This is a genomic window from Flavitalea plasmicola, assembly GCF_030546645.1.
Taxonomy (GTDB): domain Bacteria; phylum Bacteroidota; class Bacteroidia; order Chitinophagales; family Chitinophagaceae; genus Puia.
This window is the reverse complement of the sequence record NZ_JAUOTO010000002.1, coordinates 891,705-914,883: the sequence shown is the minus strand read 5'-3', so window position 1 is coordinate 914,883 and position 23,179 is coordinate 891,705. Positions and strand designations below refer to the sequence as shown.

The following is a 23,179-nucleotide window of genomic DNA, read 5'->3' as shown; positions in this document are numbered from 1 at the left end:
TTCATATGGCAAGCAATCGTTAGCGCCCGATGTTTCTACATGGGGCTTTTTTTTTGCAATCTAGGCAAGATTTTACATATTAATAACATTCCACTCCTATTTATTTTTCAATGGCTGTAAAAAAGCCCCCGCAATTCCTGCGGCTTATCTAAATGATTAACCTGCAAGCATTTAAGATTCCCTTCCAGCCGCCGAATCCATAAATTTTCCCCGAAAGCACCAAAATACACTAGTTTTTTTTACACCGCCCCTTGTTATATACATCATATTGTCGTCTTAAATAGAATAAAACAGATGATGCTTCCTCAAAACTGCTAAAATTGCTAAAAATTTTCTGAAAGATGGTCGAAACTAACCGCATTTTGTAATGTCAGATTGACAATTCGTGTATAGATGCACACTGTTTATGTAGTTTTTTTCAACCCTGAAAAGGAAACGTATAATTTGGCGGCTTACATGCTGACTGCCGTAACCACAATAGTTTTGTTTTTAGTTATATAAGTGTAGTGTTTTCTCATGTGACTTAGGTCCACAAGGGGTTTGTTTCTACAAAGCCCTTGATTGTTTTCAGACAACAGCACCCTGCCTAAAACCATTTAAACCCCTTTCCAAAACTATGTCGCTGGATTATGATAAATATTACCAACAGCTTTTGATCACCCTTTCCGCCTGCCAGGAAGCAGCCGCCACTGAAATTGAAAGTGTCGAAGCCTGCTTTAAATGCAGCCTCGATTATTGGGGAAAGATCCAAAAGCACATCAGAAAACAGGAATTTGCCTCCGTCGCCGACGAGATCCATTTCTTCAAAAACATCAAGCCCCGGTTTGCCGCTTACATAGAATATTACACCTGCCGTTATCATGCCCTGTTATTCATGCCGGCTGATGATAAGCTGGAACTGGCCCGTTTCTGGAAATGGGAAATGCGCAAAACGGAAAAGTTCTTTGAGAGCAATGAAGACTTCTGCCGGTATATGCAGGAAGATGCATCTGAAAAGGACGAGGAGTTTTTCTTGCGGTCCAGCAACAACGGTGTACAGGTAATGCATGGCCGGATCCATGACGTCGATCCAAGAACGGCTACGCCCGGCGATTACCTGGTGACCATGATCGGCGCGTATAAAATGTACCAAACCTATATCAGGGAAGAAATGAGTAAACTAGGAGGATATTTTTTTTTAACTAAGTAATATTATTTATTTTGGTATCCAAATTGCATCATTGAGGCCCGACTATCCATTTAAACTCTTCTCAGACAAACGGAACAGCTACGTTCTACTCCTGGAATCAGTAGCTGCTGAACCTCTTTAACAAACCTTCTCGCGCACATCATGACCCTTTGCCTTAAGGCAAACCTTCCGCATGTTAAAATTTATCATCACTAGAAAAAAGACAGCCCGTGCAATCATTTTTCTTTATACGCCAGGACGGCAGGAACGTAAAAGTAGATCTGCATAATATTCTCTACATCGAGGCCCGTAAGAACTATACCCGCCTTGTAATGACTGACCGGTCAGCCATGGTGCTGATCACCCTCAAACAATGGGAAAGCATCCTTCCCCCGGATCTTTTCTGTCGGGTGCATAGAGGATACATTGTAAGCATCGAACGCATCCTGTCCTTCGACAACAAATTCGTTTATCTACCAGGCATGAACATTGCCATTGGAGAACAATACAAGAATGCGTTGCCATCGACGGTGACCATCGTTGCCAGCGAAGCGCCCAGGAAAGATATCCTTTCCGACCTTGAGATCTGTTAAGAAGTCCTTTGCAGGATCAATAGGCAAAAAAATGGTACCTTGGGAGGTGTTTTAGACGCTTTTATGAATGCACCATCCCTGCCTGAAGTTTGGCTGCGAGGGCCCCTCCCCGGCATTCCCTCTCTGTTGCAACCTGTTGCGCATGCCCTGTTGCAGGCCCGCGAAGAAGTGATGGTTCTAATGGAAGGACTTCCGGAGCATCTTCTTTGGGAACGCCCCGCCGCCGTGGCTTCCCCCGGTTTTCACCTGCAGCATCTGGCAGGCGTGCTGGACAGGCTCTTTACCTACGCAAAAGGACAATCCCTCGATCATCATCAATTGACGGCACTTGCCAATGAAGGCTCGCCGGGTGCGGACACAGACCTGAAGGGGCTGCTGGACCGCTTCAGCCGCCAGGTGGACCTGGCTATCCGGCAATTGGAAGCTACACCTGAGGAGCAACTGACAGAGACCCGGGCTGTGGGAAGGGCGCAGCTGCCTTCCACTGTCCTGGGATTGCTGTTTCATGCGGCAGAACATACACAGCGACATAACGGTCAATTGTTTGTGACTGTACGGGTATTGAAGGAGAAAAATGATATTCAGGCAACCCCCCGGTGAAAGGAGGCGTTTACATTATCGTGTTCAATTATTCATTCTAATCCAGGCAAGTCAGAGAGATTTGGAAAAATTGCTTCATATTATCAGCGGATGCGCTAACCAGGATCGCCAAAGCCAGCAAATGCTGTACGACCAGTACTACGGGCTTTGTCTAAAGGTGTCCTTTCGCTATGTGAATACGTATGAACAGGCGGTAGAAGTGACCCATGACGCGTTTTTGAAGATGTTCCGGAACTTCAGCCGTTTTGAGGTGAGAGACGTGGACAAGCTGGAAATGCTGCTGATAGGATGGATCAGGCGGGTGGTGATCAATGCTGCCATCGACTACATGCGCAGGGAAATGAACAATCACCATTCGTATCCCATCCCGGAACACGTCTGGGAGCATAAAGACGAAGGGCAATCTTCGGATAATTCCTTGTTATACAAGGAATTAATGATAATGGTAAAGGATTTGCCGCCGGCTTACCGGATGGTATTCAACCTGCACGTCATCGAAGGATATTCGCATCCGGAGATCGCTAAAATGTTGGGTATCACTACAGGAACCTCTAAATCTAATCTTTCCAAGGCCCGGGCCCATTTGCAAAAGGTCCTGACCGCGGAGAATACGGAAACAATATTATGTCAAACGTAAATGACAATAACCTGGACGACCTTTTGCGGCGGGCTGCTGAAAAGTACCCGCTCAGGACGGATAGCGCCAACTTTGATAAGTTGATGTCCGACCTGGAGAAGGACCCTTCCCTGATCCTTCCCCCCGTGAAGGAGGACAGGCGGAAGCGCAGGTTTTTCTGGCTCTTCTTTTTACTGCCGTTGGCAGGAGGGGCTTACTATGCCTGGCATACAGCCGCAGGCCGCACACATGAGGCCGGGGTGGTCCGGGAGCAGCCGGTATCCCCCGTCAAAGAGACCGTTGCAACGACTACGCCGGCGACAACGGAAATAGAAAGCAGACAACAGGACAAGGACAACAGGCTGACCGACAATACAACCGAGAACAATACAACCAAAAACAACACAACCCCAAACAATACAATTAAAGACAATACGACAAAGAACAATGCCGAAAAGGACAATACCGAAAAGAACAATGCTTCGAAGGATAATATCGCCAGGACCAATTCAGCAACACCCTACACGTCGAATGATCACAGCGCAACCGGCCATACGGCAAAAGACATTATAACGAAAGACAACACCACCAATAATAATAGAACGCCACGGAAGAAGCCAAATGAAGAAGCCGGAAAAGGAGATGCTGCCACCGCCGGGAACATTGGAACAGCACAGGGGAACATTGGAACAGCGCAAACGAAGCATACAGGCCGCTCTGGCAACAGGAAGATTGCCGGCCTCGACGAGAAGAAGAACGAAAATGAATTTGCCGCCGGTGACATAAGCGGAGCCTCCCGAAACAGCACCACCACAATGGCGCCCGCAAGGACACCCTCCGATCACCAGGTATCCCTGGCGTCGACCAAAAATTCGGTGGCCGTCAACATACCCGTGAAGGCAAAGACGGAAGAACCCGTGAAAAAAAGCGCGGATGCAAAAGATAAGATCAAACTGCAAAAACCCAAACCTTCTTTTTACGTGGGTATCATGGGATCACCTGACCTGAGTGTCGTCAGATTCCAATCCATCAAAGCGATGGGCAGTAACTTCGGACTGTTGCTGGGTTATAGCTTCAACAGCCGCTGGGCGGTGGAAACAGGTGTCTATTACGACCGGAAAAAATATTATACGAACGGTGAATATTTTTCCAAATCGAAAGCGCCGAGGCTCCAGGACGTGGATCTCAAGACGGTCGACGGCGTCTGCAACATGTGGGAGATCCCCCTGAACGTACGGTATAATTTTTCTTCGGGGAACAACAAAATGAAATGGTTTGCCACGGGCGGCCTGTCGACTTACCTGATGTCAAAGGAAAAATACTCGTTCACCGGTTATTATTGGGGTAATCCCAACTGGAATGGAACGTATACCTACAAAACGCCCTACCAATATTGGTTCTCGATACTCAACCTCAGCGTTGGCTATGAACAACGGCTGGGAAAAATAGGTAACCTTAGACTGGAGCCGTTCGTAAGAGTTCCGTTGGCTGGCATCGGCACCGGCAGCCTATCCATTATGAGCGCAGGCCTCAACATAGGCATTACGCGCAGGATCTGGTAACGATCATTTAACGATTCAACAGTATGTATGCTGAAAAAAAGAAAATTTTTTTGGTGGGGCATCCTATTGCTCCTTCTCCTCGCGGCAGGCTGGGGATACTACCAATATCAACGGCCCCATCAAAGCGCCGCAGGCGAAACAGCCAACGTTACCATCGGAGCAGACTCACTCTATGGGCAGTATGCCCGTGATGAGAAAAGCTGTGACGCAAAATATCTTGGAAAAGTGGTGGAGGTCAGCGGCCGGTTGTCGGAGGTCCAGCAAAGCGGTCAGTCAGAGGTCTGGATCTTATCCACCGGCGCGGCTGGCACAGGCGGCGTCAACTGCCAGCTTTTCCCCGGGGAAAAAGTACCGGAGCCACATCCAAAACCCGGCGACCAGGTCACCGTCAAAGGACGGTGCACGGGCTTCCTGATGGATGTAAATCTATCCGACTGTACAGTCATAAAGAAGTAAAATAAAAAAAGACAGATATGCAAAAACTCTTGCCTTTATGTATGATCCTTTCGGCAGGCGTATTGATAGCATCTTTCGCAGGATGCTCCAAACAGAGCGAGGACAAGCTGGCTCCCGCCGTTCCATGTGATACGACGAAAGTAAGCTACCAGACACAGATCGTCAGCATCCTCCAGGAAAATTGTTACCCCTGCCATGGCAACGGCAGCACAGCGGGCAGCGGCGGTATCAACCTGAACACGTATGTCAATCTGAAAGTGTATGCCGACAACGGCTACCTGGTGGGAAATGTGACGCATGCTGCAGGGTTTCCGGGCATGCCCTATGGCAAGCCGCCTTTACCGGCCTGCGAGGTCAATACCATTGTTGCCTGGGTACACCAGGGTGCAATTAATAATTAATCAAAATAAATCAGATCCCGACTATGATACAGATGAAAAAATATCTCGCGGCAGCCTCCCTCCTGATCCTGGTTCATTCAGGCGTCCATAGCCAGGTGTATCTCACCCGGGCAGGGTTTGTAGGATTTTATTCCAAAATGCCATTGGAAGACATCAGGGCAGAAAATAACCAGGTTTTTGCCGCCGTCGATCCCGGTAAGAAGACCATCGCCTTCAGCCTGCTCCTGAAAGGGTTTGTTTTCACCAAACAGCTGATGCAGGAACACTTCAACGAGAACTATGTAGAAAGCGATAAATATCCAAAAGCCTCTTTCTCCGGGACGTTTACAGGCGATGTGCCCCTGGACAAGGACGGTACTTACAAGGTGATGGTAAAAGGCAATATGTCCCTGCACAATGTCACCCGGCCTGTCGAAACGCCTGCTACCATAGAGGTAAAAGCGGGACGGATCATTGGACTGGCAGAGTTCAAAATGAAGCCGGAGGACTATAATATCAGCATCCCCTCTTTAGTGCGTGATAAGATCGCACAGGAGATGCGTGTCAATGTCCGAATAGATTGCGGTACTAAATAAATAAAACTACAAATGAACAAACTTATATTTTTCCTGCTGGCCGCCGTTTCTTTCCAGCGTCTCCGGGCCCAGGATAGCACGCTCCTGCATATGCTCAACGATTCCATGGAGGCGCATTCGGGCAAAAGCTATGTCAGCGGCACCTTCAAAGCCACCCATATCATCAATATGCAGACAGTGGAGTCCACGGTCGCAGGGGCACTGTCCTTTGTCATTCAACACCGCTTTGGCAAGCTGAATAGCGGCAGCTATAACTTTTTTGGATTGGACAATGCTACACTCCGGCTGGGGCTCGACTACGGCATTACGGACAGGCTGAATGTCGGCATCGGTCGCAGCTCCTATCTGAAGACCTTCGACGGCTTTGTCAAATACAAGCTCCTGCAGCAGACGGATGGACGACAGATGCCTGTTTCGGTGAGCGTACTGGGAACTGTCACCAATTATACACAGCGCATAACGGGGAAAGAATACCTGACGGCCAACTTAAGGACTGCCTATTCAGGTCAGCTGCTGATAGCCCGGAAATTCAGCAGGATACTTTCCCTCGAAGTCATACCGACCTACCTGCACTACAATCTCGTCCCTACGGTCGCTGATAAGAACGACGTATTCGCACTCGGCATGGGTGGCCGCGTCAAGATCACCAAAAGGATGAGCATTAACGCGGAATACGATTATTTGCCTTCCAGCCAGGTGGTGTCGACCTCCGTTCACAACTCGTTCTCCCTGGGGTGGGACATCGAGACGGGCGGGCACGTATTCCAGCTGGTATTCAGCAATTCTCAAAGCATGCTGGAGACCCAGTACCTCACACAGACGGATGGCACATGGGGAAAAGGGGACATTTATTTCGGGTTTAATATATCACGCAATTTCAACCTGAAAAAACACACAAAATAAGCTGCAAGCTACAAGCGACAATCTGCAAGCCAGGACCTAATCAAACACTTGTAGCTTGCGGCTTGCAGCTTGAGGCTATGCGAGCGGCATGAACAGAAACAAACTAGTATGGCATATTTCGGCGAATACCCTACAGGTGCTGGGCAACCAATGCCTGGGGGTGTTCATCTTTTTATTGATCTCCCGTTACCTGGATAAACCTTCCTTCGGGGAACTCAGCTGGTCGCTGGCCGTGCTAACCTTCACCACGACGCTTCTCAGCCTGCGGCTGGAGCAGATCGTGGTACGCAACGTGGCAGCCGGAGATGATCCGTCCGGCATGCTCACGTTATTTGCAAGCCATAATTTCGTGATGGGACTGCTTTTTTTCGGAGCTTTGTCGCTTGCCTGTTACTTTTTTCCCAGCCTGAACAGCCAGCATCACCTGCTGTGGATCCTGTCCATCAGCCAGATCTTAACTTTTTGGGGCCTTCCGTTCCGGCAACTGCTGGCAGGCCGATCGGCATTTGGATGGCTGGCCCTGCTGGCGTCCGTGTCGAACCTGGTCCGGGCCGTTGGACTTTACCTATGGATGGTGTATGCTACGTTGAGCCTGCAGGCCGTGGTCATTCTATTTACGTTGTCGTCTGCCCTGGAGCTGATCCTGGGGACATGGATCGTCTGCATCCGCCTTCATATACCCTTTGGGATGCCGAATCCGTTTCCCGCTTATGTCAGGCTGCTGAAGTCGTCCCTTCCGCAAGTCGGCCTCGTATTCCTTAATGCAGGCATCGCCCGGATAGACTGGATATTGCTGGGTTTGCTATCAACCCCTGCCCATACGGCCGAATATGGTTTTGCTTACCGCGCCTTTGAATTCGCGCCTCTGCCATTATTAGTCCTGGCTCCTTTCCTGCTAAACAGATTCTCCAGGGACGGCGATCCGGACGAGGGGTTCCTGAATGCGCTGGTACGCGGAGAATTGGTCCTGGCGACGCTGCCGACCCTGTGGCTGGTGATCATGTGGGCGCCGATGGTCGATGCATTCACGGGCAATAAATACGGGCAGGTCAATACCTTTACTTTCCTCATCCTTTCCTGTTGCATCCCTTTTCAATACATCATTAACCTTTACTGGAGCTATGAATTTGCCCGCAACAGACTGTCCCGGATATTTTCCATTACTGCGGTGACCACTGCCGTGATGCTGGCGGGAGATGTTCTGTTGATACCTCCTTATGCGGGAATGGGGGCCGCCTTGGCCTTCCTTGCGGCAATGGTCGTACAGTACGTGCTCTATACACGGGCTTCCTCGTTCGCGCGTAAAAAGGACTGGGCGGGTTGCCTGCTTGTTTCCATCTCCATCACTGTATGCAGCGGTTTGGCCGCTATCAACCTCACCGATTCACTGATACTGCGACTGATGGTAGCCAGCGTCCTCTACTGCCTGTTGGGAAGGCTGACAGGACTGCTGAGAGCAAAAGAAATGATAAGTTTAGCCTATAAACCGTACTGATATGAAAAAATATTTACGGCAGCTCGACTGGCCCCTGCTGATCTTTCTTGTGCTGTTTCTCAATGTGAAACTATATATAAAGGTCGCGGCCATCGTCATAGCCGTGCTTTTAAGGGGCAGGCCATTCTTTGTGCGCGATGGAATAAGATGGTGGGGTTTCTATGCAATGATGATCGTGCTGGCCTTTACCCATATGCTGCTGGCAGGCCCTGCACTGCCCTCTCCCGCATGGCTTGCATTTGGCCTGGGATGCTGCTACTGGCTGCTGGCCATGCTGGCAGCCTGGCAGGTATTCCTTTTTGTCCAGCAGGGCGACAGGGAGAAGATCCATGCAACGGTAGGCCTTTTCTTCCTGCTGAATGCCGCCATCATGCTGATAGCTTTTTTTCACGTGTGTATCGAGGCGGGCGTGCTGAATCCTTATAACTATGAGGGTGAGCACCGGAAATATTTCATCGGCACGGGGGACAGGATCACTGGCATCGGCCTGGACAGCAGCGTGACGGCTGCCCTCATCAGCGCCTTTGGGGTGCTGTATTTTTTATACAGGAATAAAATAGGGCAGGCCCTGCTGTGCTTCATCACCGTCCTGCTGGCCACCAGCAATACAGTGAACTATCTGCTTATGATCGTCCTGGTGTTGAGTCTCCTGTTCTACTCGCACCGCCTTCAGAAAAGTATGATCGTTGTGTTTTTTTTACTGATGGTCGTATTTTCCGCAAAGGTCTCTCCGTCTAATCATCAATACGCCAGTAACCTGCTGGGCCGGGTAGTAGGAAAGAATGCATATGAGGAACCGGTACCCATCCCCAATGCCAAATGGAACCAGTTCGTCGAAAGCAAAACAGTTGAAGTGAAAGAAGACAAGCTTCATGCATTCATGAACAAGCTGTACTCACCCGGGAAAAAAGATAGCCTGAAGCAGCAATATACAGGGTGGAACCTCTCCGGCAGACGTATCGCCTGGCAGCAGTTGGGCCGTTTTTACAAAGATCATCCCGGCCTGTTGCTGCTGGGTACGGGCATGGGGAATTTCTCGTCGCAGCTGGCTTTTCGGACCACAGGCCTGGGTGTTGCAGGCGCCTATCCCGCCGATAAGACCTACATCCATCCTTACTTCAGGGATAACTACCTTTTTATCTACCTGTATTACCACACCCGGGACGAAGGGCAGCACAGCGTCATCAACAAGCCTGACTCGGTATACGGTCAGCTGCTGGCCGAATATGGGCTGGTAGGACTGGCTTGTTTTGTTATTTTTTACCTGTCCTTCTTTGGGAGGCATTTGCGGCTGTGGCCGGCCCCGGGCGCTTCCAGAACCTACGGCCTGCCGCTGTTGCTGCTGATGGGAGGAGCTTTTTTCACGGAATATTGGTTTGAACAATTGTCGATCATCATCCTATTCGAATTGCTAATGCTGCTGGATAAAGAACCATGGATCCAAAAGTCACCATACTGATGCCTGCCTGCAATGCGGGCAAATACATCGCCGATGCGATCTGGTCCGTCCTGGAACAGACTTACGCCGACTTCGAGCTCCTGATCGTCGATGACGGCAGCGTCGATGATACGGTGAAGGTCGTTCGGCAGTTCGGCGACCGGAGGATCCGGCTGCTGAGCAAAGAGAAAGAGGGTATATCCGCCGCTTTGAACGCAGGCCTGCAGATTGCAAGAGGTAAGTATATAGCCCGCTTTGACGCCGACGATATCTGTCTGCCACAACGCTTGGAAAGACAGGTGCTCTTCCTGGATGGTCATCCGGCCTACCTGGTAATTGGCAGCGATGCCGAGTATATTTCCGAGAACGGGGAGCACCTTTTCCATTTTCGTTGTGCGGGTCATACCCACCGGGAGATCATCGGTAACCTCTACCGGAATTGCCCTTTTATTCATTCCGCCGTCATGTACCGGAAAGATCCGATCGTGAGGATGGGAGGATATTCCCGGTACGCCCATAATTTTGAGGATTATCTTCTCTGGGTACAATTGTTAAAGACGGGAAAATGTTGCAACTTGCCAGAGCCGTTGATGAAAGTGCGCATCAACCCTTCTTCCGTCACCATCGATGAAAAGTGGCGGGGCCGCCGGTTCCGTCAGCTCAAACAGACCATCCTGCAAAGAGGCATTATCACCAGGGAAGAGGGCGACGAGCTGTGGAGCATTATACAACGGCAGGATAACAGAAAGATTAAGGAAGGCGCTTATCATGCCCTTTGCGGGAAAAAGCTGCTGGCGGATAACTACCGGCCTGCGAGGGCCCGCTGGCATGTGACGAAAGCCATCCATGCCAATCCTTTTCGATTCGATAATTACGTTCTGCTGTCGGTGAGCTTTCTTCCCCGTGGATGGATAAAGTGGTTGCATAGGATAAGCCCCGGGAAAATATAGATCATATGAAGCGTCTGCCTGCACAAATACTAAGGATCCTGTCCCGCGACGAGAAAAGAACGTCGGGCTGGCTGCTGCTGTCCGATGTTGTCGTCAGCATCGCGGACATCGTTTTCCTGGCCCTTTTGCTGGTGATCATCCAGTATTACACAGGTGCAGGCGCCACTGGAAAATTATCCTTTTTGCCGTCAACGCTTTTCAGCCAGCATACCCTTGCGGTGATCGTCATATTCTTCCTCCTGTTCAGTCTCAAGAACCTGGCTGGTTTCCTCGTCTATCGTGCACAATGCAGGTTCCTCTTTCGCGTGGCTTCCCGTATTTCCAGGGATAAGCTGACGCAGTACCTGGAGGGGGGGTATGCCGGATATATCGACACGGATTCATCCGTCCATATCCGCGAGGTCAGCTATGCACCGATGGAGTTCTGCCAGCATGTGCTCGGAGGATTCCAGCAGATGATCACGCAGGCTGTCCTTATTCTCCTGGCGGTTGCAGGGATCGTTCTTTTCAACGCCCGGCTATTTTTCCTCTTATTGGCTATTCTCCTTCCTCCTGTCTTTGCCTTGTCTTACCTGTTGAAAGGGCGGCTGCATGTCATCCGGAAAAATGCGCAGCGCAGCAGCGAAAAGTCCTTGCAGCATTTGCAGGAGGCGTTGGCGGGATATGTGGAAAGCAATATTTATGATAAGAACGAAATATTCCTGGACAGGTTCCTTCATTACCAGCGGCAATATAACAGCTATCTCTCCGGACAAATGATTCTCCAGGGTGCGCCCTCCCGTCTGATTGAAGTATTTGCGATATTGGGCGTAGTGGTCCTGATACTTATCCATCAATGGTCGGGATTGGCGGGTAATTCGGCTGTCATCACCATCGGGGTATTCATGGCGGCGGCCTACAAGATCATACCGGGGATCGTAAAGTTGCTGAACCTCAGCGGACAGATCAATACCTATGCCTTTACGCTGCAGTCGTTGACGCCTCCGGACGTACTGACGATCAAAAAAAATAAAGAGACGCCGTTTGAAAAGATCAGCTCAGTCCGGTTGGAAGATATCCATTTCTCATACGATGGCCGTAGTGTCTTGAAAGGACTGGACCTGGATCTTAGGGGCGGCGATTTTCTGGGAATAGAAGGGCCCTCGGGAAAAGGAAAGACGACCATTGTGAATGTACTGCTGGGCTTTTTGTCACCCGAAAAAGGAAAGGTGATCGTCAACGGCACCGACGGCATGCGGGAGGCCTGGTGGCGGCGGATCTCGTACGTAAAGCAACAGTCCTTTCTCATTCATGATTCCATCCGGAATAATATTACCCTGAACGACGCGGCTTGCGACGAAGCAAGACTACGAAAAGCCATCGACGGGGCGGGCCTTAACGACCTGATCGAAGCGCTGCAGGGCGTCGACACCGTCATCAGCGAGAATGGCCGGAACATCAGCGGCGGTCAACGACAGCGCATCGTGCTGGCCCGGGCATTATACAAGGAGGCGGACCTCATCATACTGGATGAACCTTTCAATGAGCTGGACGAAGATTCCGAATGTGCGCTGCTGAGGCATTTCCTGCAGCTGGCACGGACGGGAAAAATGATCATCCTGATCACGCATAACAGGAAAAGCCTTTCATTTTGTAATAAAATCATCTCCTTACATGAGCAGCCGTCCTAAAACATTGGTGATGTTGACGCCGGCCTTTCCTGCCAGCGAGCAGGAAACCAGCTGGGTCACCACCCAGCAGCTGTTTGTGAGAACATGCAGGGAGCAATTCCCATCCCTGCGGATCATCATATTATCCTTTTATTATCCGGAATGGGTGGGGGCTTACGACTGGCGGGGGCTGGAGGTATTCAGCTTCGACGGGGCCAGAGGGGGGCAACGGAAACTGCGGCGGATCTTTTTCTGGAAGGATGTATGGAAAAAGCTGAGGAGCCTTCACAGGGACAACGACCTCATCGGCCTGTTCAGCTTCTGGTGCGGGGAATGCGCGCTTTTGGGTCATTACTTCGGAAGACGCTATAGACTTGCCCATTTCTGCTGGCTTTGCGGCCAGGATGCAAGGGAGACGAACAAGCTGGTGAGGCTGATCCATCCCCGTCCCCAGGAGCTGATAGCCATGTCCGACTTCCTTGTACGTGAGTTCCAGCGTAACCATGGCATCCGGCCTCAGCATATGATACCGAATGCCATCGACCCGGGCTTCTTCCCGGTGCTGCCTTCTCCGGAAAGGGATATCGACGTACTGGGCGTTGGATCCTTATCACGGCTGAAGCAATATGATGTCTTTGTGGATGTCATCGATGCTTTGCATGCTTACTTTCCTGGTATCCGCAGCCTCATCTGCGGGGAAGGGGAGGCGCGGGCGGAGATCGAGCTGCTGATTGAACAGCGGGGATTGCAAGCGAATGTGGCGCTGCCGGGTCTCACGCCGCATAGGGAAGTGTTGGGGCTGATGCAGCGGACAAGGATCCTGCTGCACACTTCCAATTACGAAGGCTTTGGCGTCGTATGCCTGGAAGCATTGTATGCCGGGGCTCATGTCATCAGCTTTTGCAAACCAATGGATCAGGACATCAGTCACTGGCATATCGTCCGCGACGAGGAAGAAATGATCCAAAAAGCCCTGGATCTGCTGGGTGACCCCACGACGGAATATAGGCCTGTATTGCCTTTCACGATGAATAATACGGTAAGGTCCGTCATGGACCTTTTTACAAAATAATACCACCATGTCCAGTAACGAACCGGAACGGATCATACAAAAAAACATTTCCTATCATGATGAGGTGGCGGAAGAATACAACGCCATAATGGAGCGTCATCAACCCAACCAGCTGATCAGACAAAGGGTAAGGGAAAAGTTCTGCAGCCTGGTGCCACAGGGGAGGGTGCTTGATTTTGGCGGAGGGACAGGACTGGACCTTGGATGGCTGACAGCATCGGGTTATGAAGTGGTTTTTTGCGAGCCATCCGTGGCCATGCGTAAAAAAGCGGTGGAGTGCATTGGCGCCACCGATAAGGTGAGTTTTTTGGAGGACGGGCAGACGGACTTTTCCACCTGGGAGAAGACAAGCCCATTTGCTGAAAAGGTAGATGCCATCCTTTCAGATTTTGGTCCTTTAAACTATATCCCCGACATCGGACATCTGTTCAGTAGTCTTTCAAAAGTGATCAGGCCCGGCGGGCACTGTGTGCTGCTGGTATTACACCTCCCTTTTAAAAAAAGATGGAAATGGCATCGCAGGAACGCACTCGCCAGCCTGCTGTCCGGAAATACTTTCCGGATGTATATCCCTTACAGGGACCATCAGCAAATGGTTTTTGTACACACGGAAAAGGAGATCGCCCGGGCGGCGGCGCCCTGGTTCAGGTGTGGCGGGTCCGAACTACTGGCAATGCATGATTTTACCTTAATACACCTTATAAGAAATGAAGAGGCTGGTTAGAAAAATGCTGATGGGGAATACAACATTCAGCGAGTATTCCAGGATCACGATCTCCGGCGACGTTCAGGATAAGGCCTGGCTGGAGTTCGATGGAAAGGTCGTCGACGTATCCCTGAGCCATTGGCTGCTGTGCATCGAGCCCCTGGTCTTCGGGGTATGGATCGGGCAGGGGCTGTCACCGGATGGGAAATACCAGCTACGTTTCAGCGACGCTGCCATCGTGAGGTTGCAGCTGCTACATCGGATAGAGGACAACGGAGGGGTATTGCTTTTACTGGAGGTAAAACATTGTCAGCTGCTGCAGCTGGACCCCATTCGCAGGTGGCTGCTGTATTACAGGTATTACAGCAGGGACAAGATGTCGTACGATAAGTTCAAAGGATTTGTGGCCGCCTATAGCCATCCCCGGCGGGTGCGGCTCGTTTCTTTCAGAGAGACAGACCAATACAATATTTTCCCTATGGATTTGCTCGGAGAGATCCCTTTACAAAATAAATATGTGTTTGGACTGAGACATTCAAACAGGACCCTGGAAAGGATCGTGGCTGCGGGCAGGATAGTTGTATCCGAAGTGCCGGCGGCCTGTGAGGACATCGTCTATAAACTGGGGAAACATCATAGCACCAGCCCTCCCCAATTGGAAGCGCTGCCATTCCGGGTAAAATGTACAAAAGGCTTTAAATTTTACTATCCTTCCTGGGCCCTTGGCTATAAAGAGATCCGCATACGGCAGAGCTTCAACATGGGAAGCCATATGTTGCTGTGGGGAGAAATAGAAGGGGAAGAAAAGGTCAATGAGGGGGATGCCCACTCTTATCTTATCCATTTCCTTCAGTATCTGCACCTGAGAGGGCAAGCGCATGGCTGAGCACCAGCTCGGGCGTATACCTGGTCAGGCAATGTACGTCGCCAAAGGGACAGGTTGCTTTCATGCAGCCCCCGCAGGGCAGGTCGGATGAGGACAGCAGTAGCGTATGGTTACCCATCGGTCTGCTCCAGTCGCTGCGCGTGCTGCCAAATAATGCCAATGTGGGAACGCCCGAGACCCAGGCCATATGCATCAGACCCGAATCCTCGGAAAGTATGAGCTTTACATGCTGTAAAATAGAAAAAGCTTCTGCTGTCGTCGTCTGACCCGTCAGATCCAGCAGGCGGACTCCCAGCTGCTGCCGTAGCTCCGCTGCCTTTGCGGCGATAAAAGCCGTTCCCAGCACAATGAATTGTGTCCGTGGCCGCCGCAGGAGCCACAGCCGGGCAAAGGCTGCATAGTTGTTAATATCCCAGTTGCGGGTGATAAAAGCGCCCGCAGGGTTCAGCGCCACCAGGTCATCCTTCCCATTCCATCCTTTGTTGTACAGGAGATCCAGCCCCTGTGTGGCATTTTTCAATTGCAGGTGATGACTGGCCTGGTTTGGCCCCAGACCCACGGCCCCGATGGTCAGGCGGTAGCGCTCGGCGGCGGACACCGGAGAATATTTGTCGTACAAAGCCCATGCCTTTGGTCGCAGGGTCTTTCTGACAATGTCACTGTAGATGTTGTTTTGCAGATCGAGGATGACATCATAGCGGCGCAATAAAAGACGGGGCAGCTTCAGCAGCGTATGCAGTAAGATCTTCTTATGATCTCTGCCTCCTCCCAGGGCATAAACATGGTCGAAGAGATCAATGGCCCCGGGAATTCCCTCCGTCTCCTCTCTTGTCAGGAGGTCCAGCTGTGTTGAAGGCGGCAGGCTCTCACGCAATCCCCGCAGATAAGGCAGCGTAATGACAACATCTCCCATGGCCTGCAGCCGGATGGCGAGGATACGTCGTGGCAACTGCTGCCGGGTCCATGGTTTTGCAGGAATATTCATGATGCCTTGCTATTGTTGAGTGATCTTGTAAAGATAGACATCGCTGCCTTTTTCGATGGCTCCTTCCCGGCTGTCGATCAGCTGAAGATGAAAGGTCCTGGAAAAGCCTACGTCCACCTTGTCCAGCACTTTCGGGGAGCCCAGGGTGAGAAGATAAACCTCCTTTAATCCTTCTTTTTTGAAAAAACGCTCCAACCCCGCGGTATAGCGATGCGGGTTGCCTTGCATGGCCGCCATGTCAGGGCCCCATGTTACAAAGGACACTTTCATTCCCAGGTCGACGCAATAAGCCGGTGAATCCAGGTAGGCCACATACCCGTTCATGGTCCAGTAGTCTGTCACCAGGCGCTGACCTGTGGGTACTTCCCGGGCCAGTTCACCTATCCTGTAAAGATTGGAGAAGGGAAGGGCGATGTCCCTGGTGACGGCAAATACACCCGCCGCCACCTGAACGGCCAGTAAGGAATAAAAAAGCTTCCTGGACACTCCCGTGATGGGTCTTTCATAATAGTGGAGCCAGCAGGCCGCGAAAAAGCCGATGAACATAAACCCTGCATAGCGTGCGGAGGTCAGGGAAAAAAAGCTCGCGGAAAGAATATAATTCAACAGGAAGTTCACCCCGAAAAGCGTCAGGCTTTTCCAGCTTTTGCGGAGGATGAAACAGGCAAGCGCTACCAGGCCGATCATGGTGATGAGATTGACGACCTTCAGGATGCTGTGATCGGCTTTGGCCTCTATCAGGAACTGCGTGTTCCAGAAATGATAGTTCCACCAGGCAGGCAGGGGCAGGAACGCTCTCAACGGTCCTTCAACGGTGGCCGTAAGCTGGTGAATATTCCAGCGGTGGATCCAATATCCCATGTTGATGGTGCTGTCGGAAGGGGGAAAGATAAAATGAACGGCCGGTAAAAAAACGAGGGCGCCCGCCACGATATGCGCCGCCAGCTGGCGTGAGCTTTTCTTCTGTTCGATGTGCGACAGGAGGAAATACAGGTGCAGGCTGGCTGCCAGCAGCATGGCCAGCAGGTGCGTATTGGATAGGCAGAAGAGCAGTGCGTAATAAATAAAGGTCTTACCCCGGAACTCCCTTTCCGACAGCCAGCAGATGCAGCAGACGAGCAGCACGCCAATGCCATAGTTACGGCTGAGGATGGCATACTCGAATAAGAAGTAATACCCAAAACAGAAAAGTACCTTGACGACAACAGGGAAAGGCGAATAAAAAATGATCAACCCCGCAATAAGACAGGCGATGACCCATTGCACCAGCTGCATATAGCCGATCTTATGCGTGAACCTGGAAATGGACCATAGAATAGTATACCAGCCCGGGGGGTGTCCCTCAAATCTCCTGTTCTCTATCAGCTGGGAGTAGCTGCTGCTGCCTTTTGAGATATTCCAGCTATGCACTTCGTCGCCCCACGGTTCGTGGCGCGCCATGGTAACGCCAGTGAGCAGCAGATATATAAGATAGATTATCCCGAGTGTTTTGTTCTTTAATGCCATTTTATAATGTGGGTTCGGTGATCCGCCGGCGATCTTTGGCTGCCTGTGCATAGGGGTTCCGTCCGAGGGCTACTGTCCGCAGCCCCGTGAAGGTGCTGCGGATCATGCTGCCATTGCGCGCCAGCAGCGCCATGAGAAAGTTTCCTGTCAGGGACCACAATAGCCATCTCTTTTTAACATGCCGCAAGGCTTTTTTTGAATGGATGAAATAATCCAATGCCAGCACACGCCGCAAATACAGCAAGGGTTGGTTGGGCCGGTTGATGATCTCCTGGTGATGATACACAAAAGCTTCTGTCAGCACGTGAATTCCGGGCACAGGAAAGCCCATGGCAACGCCGTAGTTGTCTCCGATGCCATTCCTGTCCAGTACCTCTTCGTAGGGCGAATGGAGCAGCCACTCTTTTTTTACCAGGGAGGCGCCCAGGCCATATACGGGGCTGATGAAATAGTCGCCGGAGAAGGCCGTGATCACAGGCCAGCCGGCTTTTGAAATATGGTTCCCCTTACGCCGGTAATAATTTTTTATGTTCTTCAAAAACAAGGAATCACCGCATTCGATCTCTCCCCAGATACTGAGCTGGAAGATGAATTTCCGGATCAGCTCCGTCGCCGATCTTACAGGGTAGCTGGCCTGCCATACCCCCTTTTCTTTTTGCAGTACCAGGCCGGATACGGCGCCGGCTTCGGGGTGTGCTTTCATATGATCCTCCAGCTTTTCCAGATAATTGCTGGTCACCTCCATATCGTCATCGCAGAGAAAGACGTGGGAACCCCGGGATGCCCGTATACCCAGGTTACGCTGTACGCATACCGATCTTTCCGAATGGATACAACGGATGGACAGACGGCTGAAGGTCGCATATTCTTCCGGAGAAAGCGGGTCGTCACCGGAATCCACAATGATGATCTCGGACGGAGGGTGGCTGCTGCGGTCGAAGCTGGCCAGCAGGACCATCAGGGCCGCCTTTCTGTCGCAGGTGGGAATAACAGCGCTGATCTGGATCTCAGGCGGATTGGGTGGTGTCATGAGCGACGCATTTATTTTCCCCTTTGGGGCATCCTTTCCTAAAAAACGCACGTTTACTCTAATCGGATGCCTGATACAGGCAGGTTTATGTTAAATAGTTAAGAATGAGCCTACCCGATTCCTCGATATTGACAAACATACAGGTCCCTGGCCCTTCCAGACCCCTGGATGTCCTTTTTGAAAAAAAATATATTATTACCCGCAGTCTTGAGAATAGGTTGTATTCCGATGAAGAAGTGATGAAGCTGCCGGAGATCACTCTCAACCATACACATTACAAGGAATGGAGATCCAGGAGCCGTTCGGCCCGCCGCCTGGTGCGTTATCTCGCGGCCAAAAATCGTCCCCTGGAGGTTTTGGAGATAGGATGCGGCAATGGCTGGTTGTCGCACCTGGTAGCGGAGATCCCCGATACCCGGGTGACGGGACTGGATATTAATTTTACGGAGCTGCAGCAAGCGGCCAGGGTCTTCAATGACGATCCTAATCTCAGCTTTGTGCATGGCGACCTGCGTAGCCTGGAGTTGGAGGAACACCTGTTCGATGTCATTCTTTTCGCTGCCTCTTTGGAATATTTCCCTTCATTAAAAAAGATCATTCACAGAAGCCTTACCTATCTGAAGCCGGGTGGGGAAGTGCATATACTGGACACCCGGTTTCACCGGCAAGGTGAGATCCAGGCGGCCCGGATGAGAACGCTGGCTTATTATACTTCATTGGGCTATCCGGAGATGGCCGACTTCTATTTTCATCACAGCATCCGCGACCTGCGTTCTTTCCATCATATTCTGTTGCATAATCCAAACTCCCTCACCGCCAGACTACTTGGAAGCAGATCAGACCTTCCCTGGATAAGGATAACAAACTGATAGGTATGGAAAAGATCCTTTTTTCTCACTCTTATTTCATGCGCTTTGATCCCAAGCAGTGGGCGACAGGACAGCCGTATCCTCCGCTGGCTACTATTGGAGCAGCCGCCCTTATGCGGGAGCACGGCTACCAGGTATCCCTATTCGATACCATGTTCGTGGATGACCCGGACGAGGTGATAAAAAGATTGGCTGCGGAGCGACCGGACTTTTTCGTTGTTTATGACGATGGGTTCAATTACCTCACAAAGATGTGCCTGACCAATATGCGGGATGCCGCACACAGGATGATACGGATGGCGAGACAATATGGGTGCACCATTATTCTTTCCAGCTCTGATTCTACGGATCATTACGGCGAATACCTGCAGAAAGGCGCAGACTTCGTCTTGCTGGGCGAAGGAGAGCAGAGCCTGCTGGAACTGGTAAATGCCATCCGGGACGGGCAGCAGGATCTTTCCGCCATCCGGGGCCTGGCCTATACAAAAGATGGGGTTCCTTTAAAGACAGCGGCAAGACCCGTAATGAGGGATCTCGATACACTGCCCCTGCCGGCATGGGACCTGGTGGACATCCCGGCTTACCGGGCCATCCATATGGAGCACCATGGCTATTTTTCCCTCAATGTCAGCACTACCCGCGGTTGCCCCTTTAAGTGCAACTGGTGCGCCAAGCCGATTTATGGCAATCGCTACAACGCACGTTCCCCCCATCACGTGGTAAAGGAGCTGAAATGGCTTAAACACCAATATGATTTCGACCATATCTGGTTCTGCGATGACATCTTCGGGCTGAAACCCGGCTGGGTCAATGAGTTTGCCGATCTGGTGGAAAGAACAGGGCTGCATTTCCGCTTCAAGATCCAGTCCCGGGCCGACTTGCTACTACAGGAAAACTATGTGGCCGCGCTGGCACGGGCGGGATGTGACAACAGCTGGATGGGGGCTGAAAGCGGCTCGCAGAAGATCCTTGACGCCATGGACAAAGGCACCACCGTCAACCAGATCCATGACGCCACCTACCTGCTCAGGCAATATGGCATCCGCCCGTCTTTTTTCATCCAGTTCGGCTATCCCGGTGAGACAAAGGAGGATATCCGCAAGACCATTCGGATGATCAACCGGCTATTGCCTGACAGCCTCGGCATCTCCGTCTCTTATCCATTGCCCGGTACGCCTTTTTATGACAGGGTAAAGGCAGACCTGAAGGACAAGTCCAACTGGACGGACTCCGACGAGCTCAGGATCATGTTCCGCAACACCTATCATCCAGCTTTCTATAAACAGCTGCACCGCTATGTACACCAATCCTATCGCTGGCACCTGGCATTGCAGCAGATCAAAAAACTCATCAGCCGGCCGGCTGCCGTCACAGGCCAAAGCATCAAACAAGCGGCTTCTATTGCCTGGTATGCGCCAATGTCGTTGCTGGGAAAGCTTAAGCTAAATAAGCTTGAGAAGCTGCGCATAGGCTGATCAAAAAGATACTATGATTGAAAATGAAAGGGTTGCAGCCAAGGCGTTCAGCCAGCAGGCGCTGGTCTTCGATGCATATGATGCGGGCAATACCATTATTGCATACAAGAGGAAAAGGGTGCGCGACCATGTCCTGCGGTACCTGCCGCCAGACAGCCGGATCCTGGAATTGAATGCGGGCACAGGAGAAGATGCCATCTGGTTCGCCCGGCAAGGCCACCACGTACATGCTACGGACATTGCCGCCGGCATGCAGGAAACCCTGGCCGGCAAGGTCGTCCGCGCAGATCTTTCGGATAAGGTAACGCACGAGCTATGTTCTTTCACAACACTTTCCTCCCTCCGCGAGAAAGGACCCTACGATCTCATATTTTCCAACTTCGCGGGACTCAATTGCACGGATCAGCTGGACAAAGTGCTCAAAAGCCTTGCTCCATTGGTTAAGCCGGGGGGGCAGGTGTCATTGGTGATATTACCGAAGTTCTCTCTTTGGGAGAGTTTGCTTGTTTTCAAAGGGAAATTCAGGACAGCCACCCGCCGATGGTTCAGCAGCCGGGGGGCAAAGAGTCATGTGGAAGGGCATTATTTCAAATGCTGGTATTACCCGCCGGGTTTTGTGATCAACGCGATGGCTCCGGCGTTCGACCTGCTGGGTTTCGAAGGACTTTGCACGCTTGTACCGCCCAGTTATATCGAGCATTTCGCTGAAAGATACCCGGGCGCATATCGAAGACTGTGTGCTTTGGAAGAGCGTTGGAAGGGAAGGTGGCCGTGGAGGTCGATGGGGGATTACTATATTATTTCGTTTAGGAAGAAGGTTTGATTAGGTGTTTTGAGAATTTGCTTTTATTTCATTCCCGACAGCTATGGGCCTTCCGTCGCTGTACATTAGGTACCACTGTGCATTTGTTCATTATTGGACTGGTTCTATTGGGCCATTACAGCTGAATGTGCTATCCCATTGGTAAGGCTCGAAATAGGGCTTGCCATTCAGCAACCTGAAGGCCGGCCCTGCCCTGAAGTCCGCCTTACCTTTCCTACGGTAAGGGATTTTTACAAATGCCAAATAATAGTTATCGTTGAAAAAAGTACCCAGGTACACCGGAGATGGAAAGTACAGCGGCGGAAGGGTCAGGGCCGCCGAAAGCAGCGGAGAAAAAAACCGACAAGCACCTAATCAAACCCAACAAAACACCTAACCCCAGCTCCACACACCTAATCCCAACCACACACACCTAATCCAACTCCAACTCGCTAAGCTTCCGTTCATACTGCTCCAAAATCCTTTTCTGCAACATCTCCGGATTCGGTCTCGAACAATGTTTCCCCGTCTTCAACGACATACGATACCCTTTCCCGTCCAGCGCCCCACGTCTTTCTTTCTTTTCCCAACGTTTGGTGGTCAGACGCCGGAAAATATCATCCAGTTTGTCTCCTGCCCGGTTGTCCAGTAAATGTTCCAGCGTGCGTTTCCAGAATCCGGCCGGGGGATTGGGTGGAGCGATAGCTATCCGGTGCTTATAATGAGGCATAAAGGAGCTCACCCAATTGTTGGCGTCGAAGAACCTCACCAGGCCCCCATTTCCGCAGACAGGCAATAGGGTGATCATCTCAGTGGCGGTGAAGATATTTTTTTCCTCGATCTCCAGCGCTTCTTCGTCTACGAAATAATTCATACAATACCAGTGCTGCCGCCCTCTTATATAGGTCCATTTCTTGAACAGGTGCATCAGGGTGCGGGCGATCCAGAGGCGATTCCTCCGGGTGATAATGAAATAGTCGATATCTGCGTCCTCATCCGCATAATGTTTTGACAAAGAGCCGGAGATGCCGATGCCCCGGACATAGGGGAATTGATAGAGGCGGCGGGAGATCTTGTCCGCGATAAGGAGCAATTGGTCCGCATGCCGCCCGCCTTTGATCCTCCGTCCAACCAGGCGGCTCATGTCATCCCGGAGAGCGTAGAACCCCTCCAGCCTGAACAGGCATCTTTCGGCTACCAGGGCCTCTAAAGTTGCCGCCAGCTGAGATTCCTGGACTTCCCGGTCCAGGAAGCGGCGGATCTCTTCCTGGGATATGGGAAAGCTGAACAGGTCGAAATAGGCGATTACTTTCAATATGCTTGGACGCAGCGGCATAGTGGATAAAACGGGCCTGAACAGGTATGGGTTGCTTAGTAAATAAAAGAGATGGGGGGGCAACCGCCGCTTTTCCTGCTGCGTTTGAACTATTAATTGCTACTGA

At 51.2% G+C, this 23,179-nt stretch carries 23 protein-coding genes; 19 read left to right on the top strand and 4 right to left on the bottom strand.

Annotated features, from left to right (window positions below):
- Positions 1-616: 616 nt before the first annotated feature.
- The 16 genes from Q4E93_RS08920 (at position 617) to Q4E93_RS08845 (ending at position 15,070) form a co-directional block, all read left to right on the top strand.
- Positions 617-1,189: an RteC domain-containing protein gene (locus Q4E93_RS08920; protein ID WP_303584411.1), complete on the top strand. Its 573-nt coding sequence runs from the start codon at positions 617-619 to the stop codon at positions 1,187-1,189.
- 209 nt (positions 1,190-1,398) lie between these two features.
- Positions 1,399-1,761 (top strand): LytR/AlgR family response regulator transcription factor, encoded by a 363-nt coding sequence (locus Q4E93_RS08915; protein ID WP_303584409.1) that lies wholly within the window; start codon positions 1,399-1,401, stop codon positions 1,759-1,761.
- A 63-nt stretch (positions 1,762-1,824) separates the two neighbouring features.
- Positions 1,825-2,361, top strand: a complete 537-nt coding sequence (locus Q4E93_RS08910) for a DinB family protein (RefSeq protein ID WP_303584407.1) — start codon at positions 1,825-1,827, stop codon at positions 2,359-2,361.
- Positions 2,362-2,422: 61 nt separating this feature from the next.
- Positions 2,423-2,998, top strand: a complete 576-nt coding sequence (locus tag Q4E93_RS08905) for an RNA polymerase sigma factor (RefSeq protein ID WP_303584406.1) — start codon at positions 2,423-2,425, stop codon at positions 2,996-2,998.
- Complete coding sequence (locus Q4E93_RS08900; RefSeq protein ID WP_303584405.1) at positions 2,986-4,539, top strand: outer membrane beta-barrel protein; 1,554 nt, start codon at positions 2,986-2,988, stop codon at positions 4,537-4,539. The genes Q4E93_RS08905 and Q4E93_RS08900 overlap by 13 nt, the downstream gene beginning before the upstream one ends.
- A gap of 27 nt (positions 4,540-4,566) precedes the next feature.
- Positions 4,567-4,995 carry an OB-fold protein gene (locus Q4E93_RS08895; RefSeq protein ID WP_303584403.1) on the top strand — a complete coding sequence of 143 codons (429 nt, stop codon included), beginning with the start codon at positions 4,567-4,569 and terminating at the stop codon, positions 4,993-4,995.
- A 17-nt stretch (positions 4,996-5,012) separates the two neighbouring features.
- Positions 5,013-5,396 (top strand): hypothetical protein, encoded by a 384-nt coding sequence (locus Q4E93_RS08890; protein ID WP_303584401.1) that lies wholly within the window; start codon positions 5,013-5,015, stop codon positions 5,394-5,396.
- 23 nt (positions 5,397-5,419) lie between these two features.
- Positions 5,420-5,971, top strand: a complete 552-nt coding sequence (locus Q4E93_RS08885) for a YceI family protein (RefSeq protein ID WP_303584400.1) — start codon at positions 5,420-5,422, stop codon at positions 5,969-5,971.
- 12 nt (positions 5,972-5,983) lie between these two features.
- The gene (locus Q4E93_RS08880) at positions 5,984-6,874 is read left to right on the top strand and encodes a DUF5777 family beta-barrel protein (RefSeq protein WP_303584398.1); all 891 of its coding nucleotides are present in this window, start codon (positions 5,984-5,986) and stop codon (positions 6,872-6,874) included.
- An 88-nt stretch (positions 6,875-6,962) separates the two neighbouring features.
- Positions 6,963-8,369 (top strand): lipopolysaccharide biosynthesis protein, encoded by a 1,407-nt coding sequence (locus tag Q4E93_RS08875; RefSeq protein ID WP_303584396.1) that lies wholly within the window; start codon positions 6,963-6,965, stop codon positions 8,367-8,369.
- 1 nt (position 8,370) lies between these two features.
- Positions 8,371-9,828, top strand: coding sequence for an O-antigen ligase family protein (locus tag Q4E93_RS08870; protein WP_303584395.1), 1,458 nt, complete (start codon positions 8,371-8,373; stop codon positions 9,826-9,828).
- Entirely contained in the window at positions 9,804-10,757 is a 954-nt protein-coding gene (locus Q4E93_RS08865) for a glycosyltransferase family 2 protein (protein WP_303584393.1), read from the top strand. Before Q4E93_RS08870 ends, Q4E93_RS08865 begins: the two co-directional genes overlap by 25 nt.
- Positions 10,758-10,762: 5 nt before the next feature.
- On the top strand, positions 10,763-12,427 hold the full coding sequence (locus Q4E93_RS08860) for an ATP-binding cassette domain-containing protein (protein WP_303584392.1): 1,665 nt from the start codon (positions 10,763-10,765) through the stop codon (positions 12,425-12,427).
- On the top strand, positions 12,411-13,478 hold the full coding sequence (locus tag Q4E93_RS08855; protein ID WP_303584391.1) for a glycosyltransferase: 1,068 nt from the start codon (positions 12,411-12,413) through the stop codon (positions 13,476-13,478). Before Q4E93_RS08860 ends, Q4E93_RS08855 begins: the two co-directional genes overlap by 17 nt.
- Before the next feature lie 7 nt (positions 13,479-13,485).
- A complete protein-coding gene (locus Q4E93_RS08850) occupies positions 13,486-14,202 on the top strand; it encodes a class I SAM-dependent methyltransferase (RefSeq protein ID WP_303584390.1) in 717 nt (238 codons plus the stop codon).
- Positions 14,186-15,070 carry a hypothetical protein gene (locus tag Q4E93_RS08845; RefSeq protein ID WP_303584389.1) on the top strand — a complete coding sequence of 295 codons (885 nt, stop codon included), beginning with the start codon at positions 14,186-14,188 and terminating at the stop codon, positions 15,068-15,070. Before Q4E93_RS08850 ends, Q4E93_RS08845 begins: the two co-directional genes overlap by 17 nt.
- On the opposite strand, the gene Q4E93_RS08840 is transcribed toward Q4E93_RS08845, so the two are convergent.
- The 3 genes from Q4E93_RS08840 to Q4E93_RS08830 are packed head-to-tail and all read right to left on the bottom strand — an operon-like array spanning position 15,021 to position 18,591.
- Positions 15,021-16,055 carry a glycosyltransferase family 9 protein gene (locus Q4E93_RS08840; protein WP_303584387.1) on the bottom strand — a complete coding sequence of 345 codons (1,035 nt, stop codon included), beginning with the start codon at positions 16,053-16,055 and terminating at the stop codon, positions 15,021-15,023. The two genes, Q4E93_RS08845 and Q4E93_RS08840, sit on opposite strands and share 50 nt — an antisense overlap.
- Before the next feature lie 9 nt (positions 16,056-16,064).
- Positions 16,065-17,561: a hypothetical protein gene (locus Q4E93_RS08835; RefSeq protein WP_303584385.1), complete on the bottom strand. Its 1,497-nt coding sequence runs from the start codon at positions 17,559-17,561 to the stop codon at positions 16,065-16,067.
- Position 17,562: 1 nt separating this feature from the next.
- Positions 17,563-18,591, bottom strand: a complete 1,029-nt coding sequence (locus tag Q4E93_RS08830) for a glycosyltransferase family 2 protein (RefSeq protein WP_303584384.1) — start codon at positions 18,589-18,591, stop codon at positions 17,563-17,565.
- 104 nt (positions 18,592-18,695) lie between these two features.
- On the opposite strand from Q4E93_RS08830, the gene Q4E93_RS08825 reads away from it, so the two are divergent.
- The 3 genes from Q4E93_RS08825 to Q4E93_RS08815 are packed head-to-tail and all read left to right on the top strand — an operon-like array spanning position 18,696 to position 21,758.
- On the top strand, positions 18,696-19,460 hold the full coding sequence (locus Q4E93_RS08825) for a class I SAM-dependent methyltransferase (RefSeq protein WP_303584382.1): 765 nt from the start codon (positions 18,696-18,698) through the stop codon (positions 19,458-19,460).
- Positions 19,461-19,465: 5 nt separating this feature from the next.
- A complete protein-coding gene (locus Q4E93_RS08820) occupies positions 19,466-20,935 on the top strand; it encodes a B12-binding domain-containing radical SAM protein (protein WP_303584381.1) in 1,470 nt (489 codons plus the stop codon).
- A 13-nt stretch (positions 20,936-20,948) separates the two neighbouring features.
- A complete protein-coding gene (locus Q4E93_RS08815) occupies positions 20,949-21,758 on the top strand; it encodes a class I SAM-dependent methyltransferase (RefSeq protein ID WP_303584379.1) in 810 nt (269 codons plus the stop codon).
- A 412-nt stretch (positions 21,759-22,170) separates the two neighbouring features.
- Here the strand turns inward: Q4E93_RS08815 and Q4E93_RS08810 are convergent, their stop codons facing one another.
- Positions 22,171-23,073, bottom strand: coding sequence for a hypothetical protein (locus tag Q4E93_RS08810; protein WP_303584375.1), 903 nt, complete (start codon positions 23,071-23,073; stop codon positions 22,171-22,173).
- Positions 23,074-23,179: the final 106 nt, after the last annotated feature.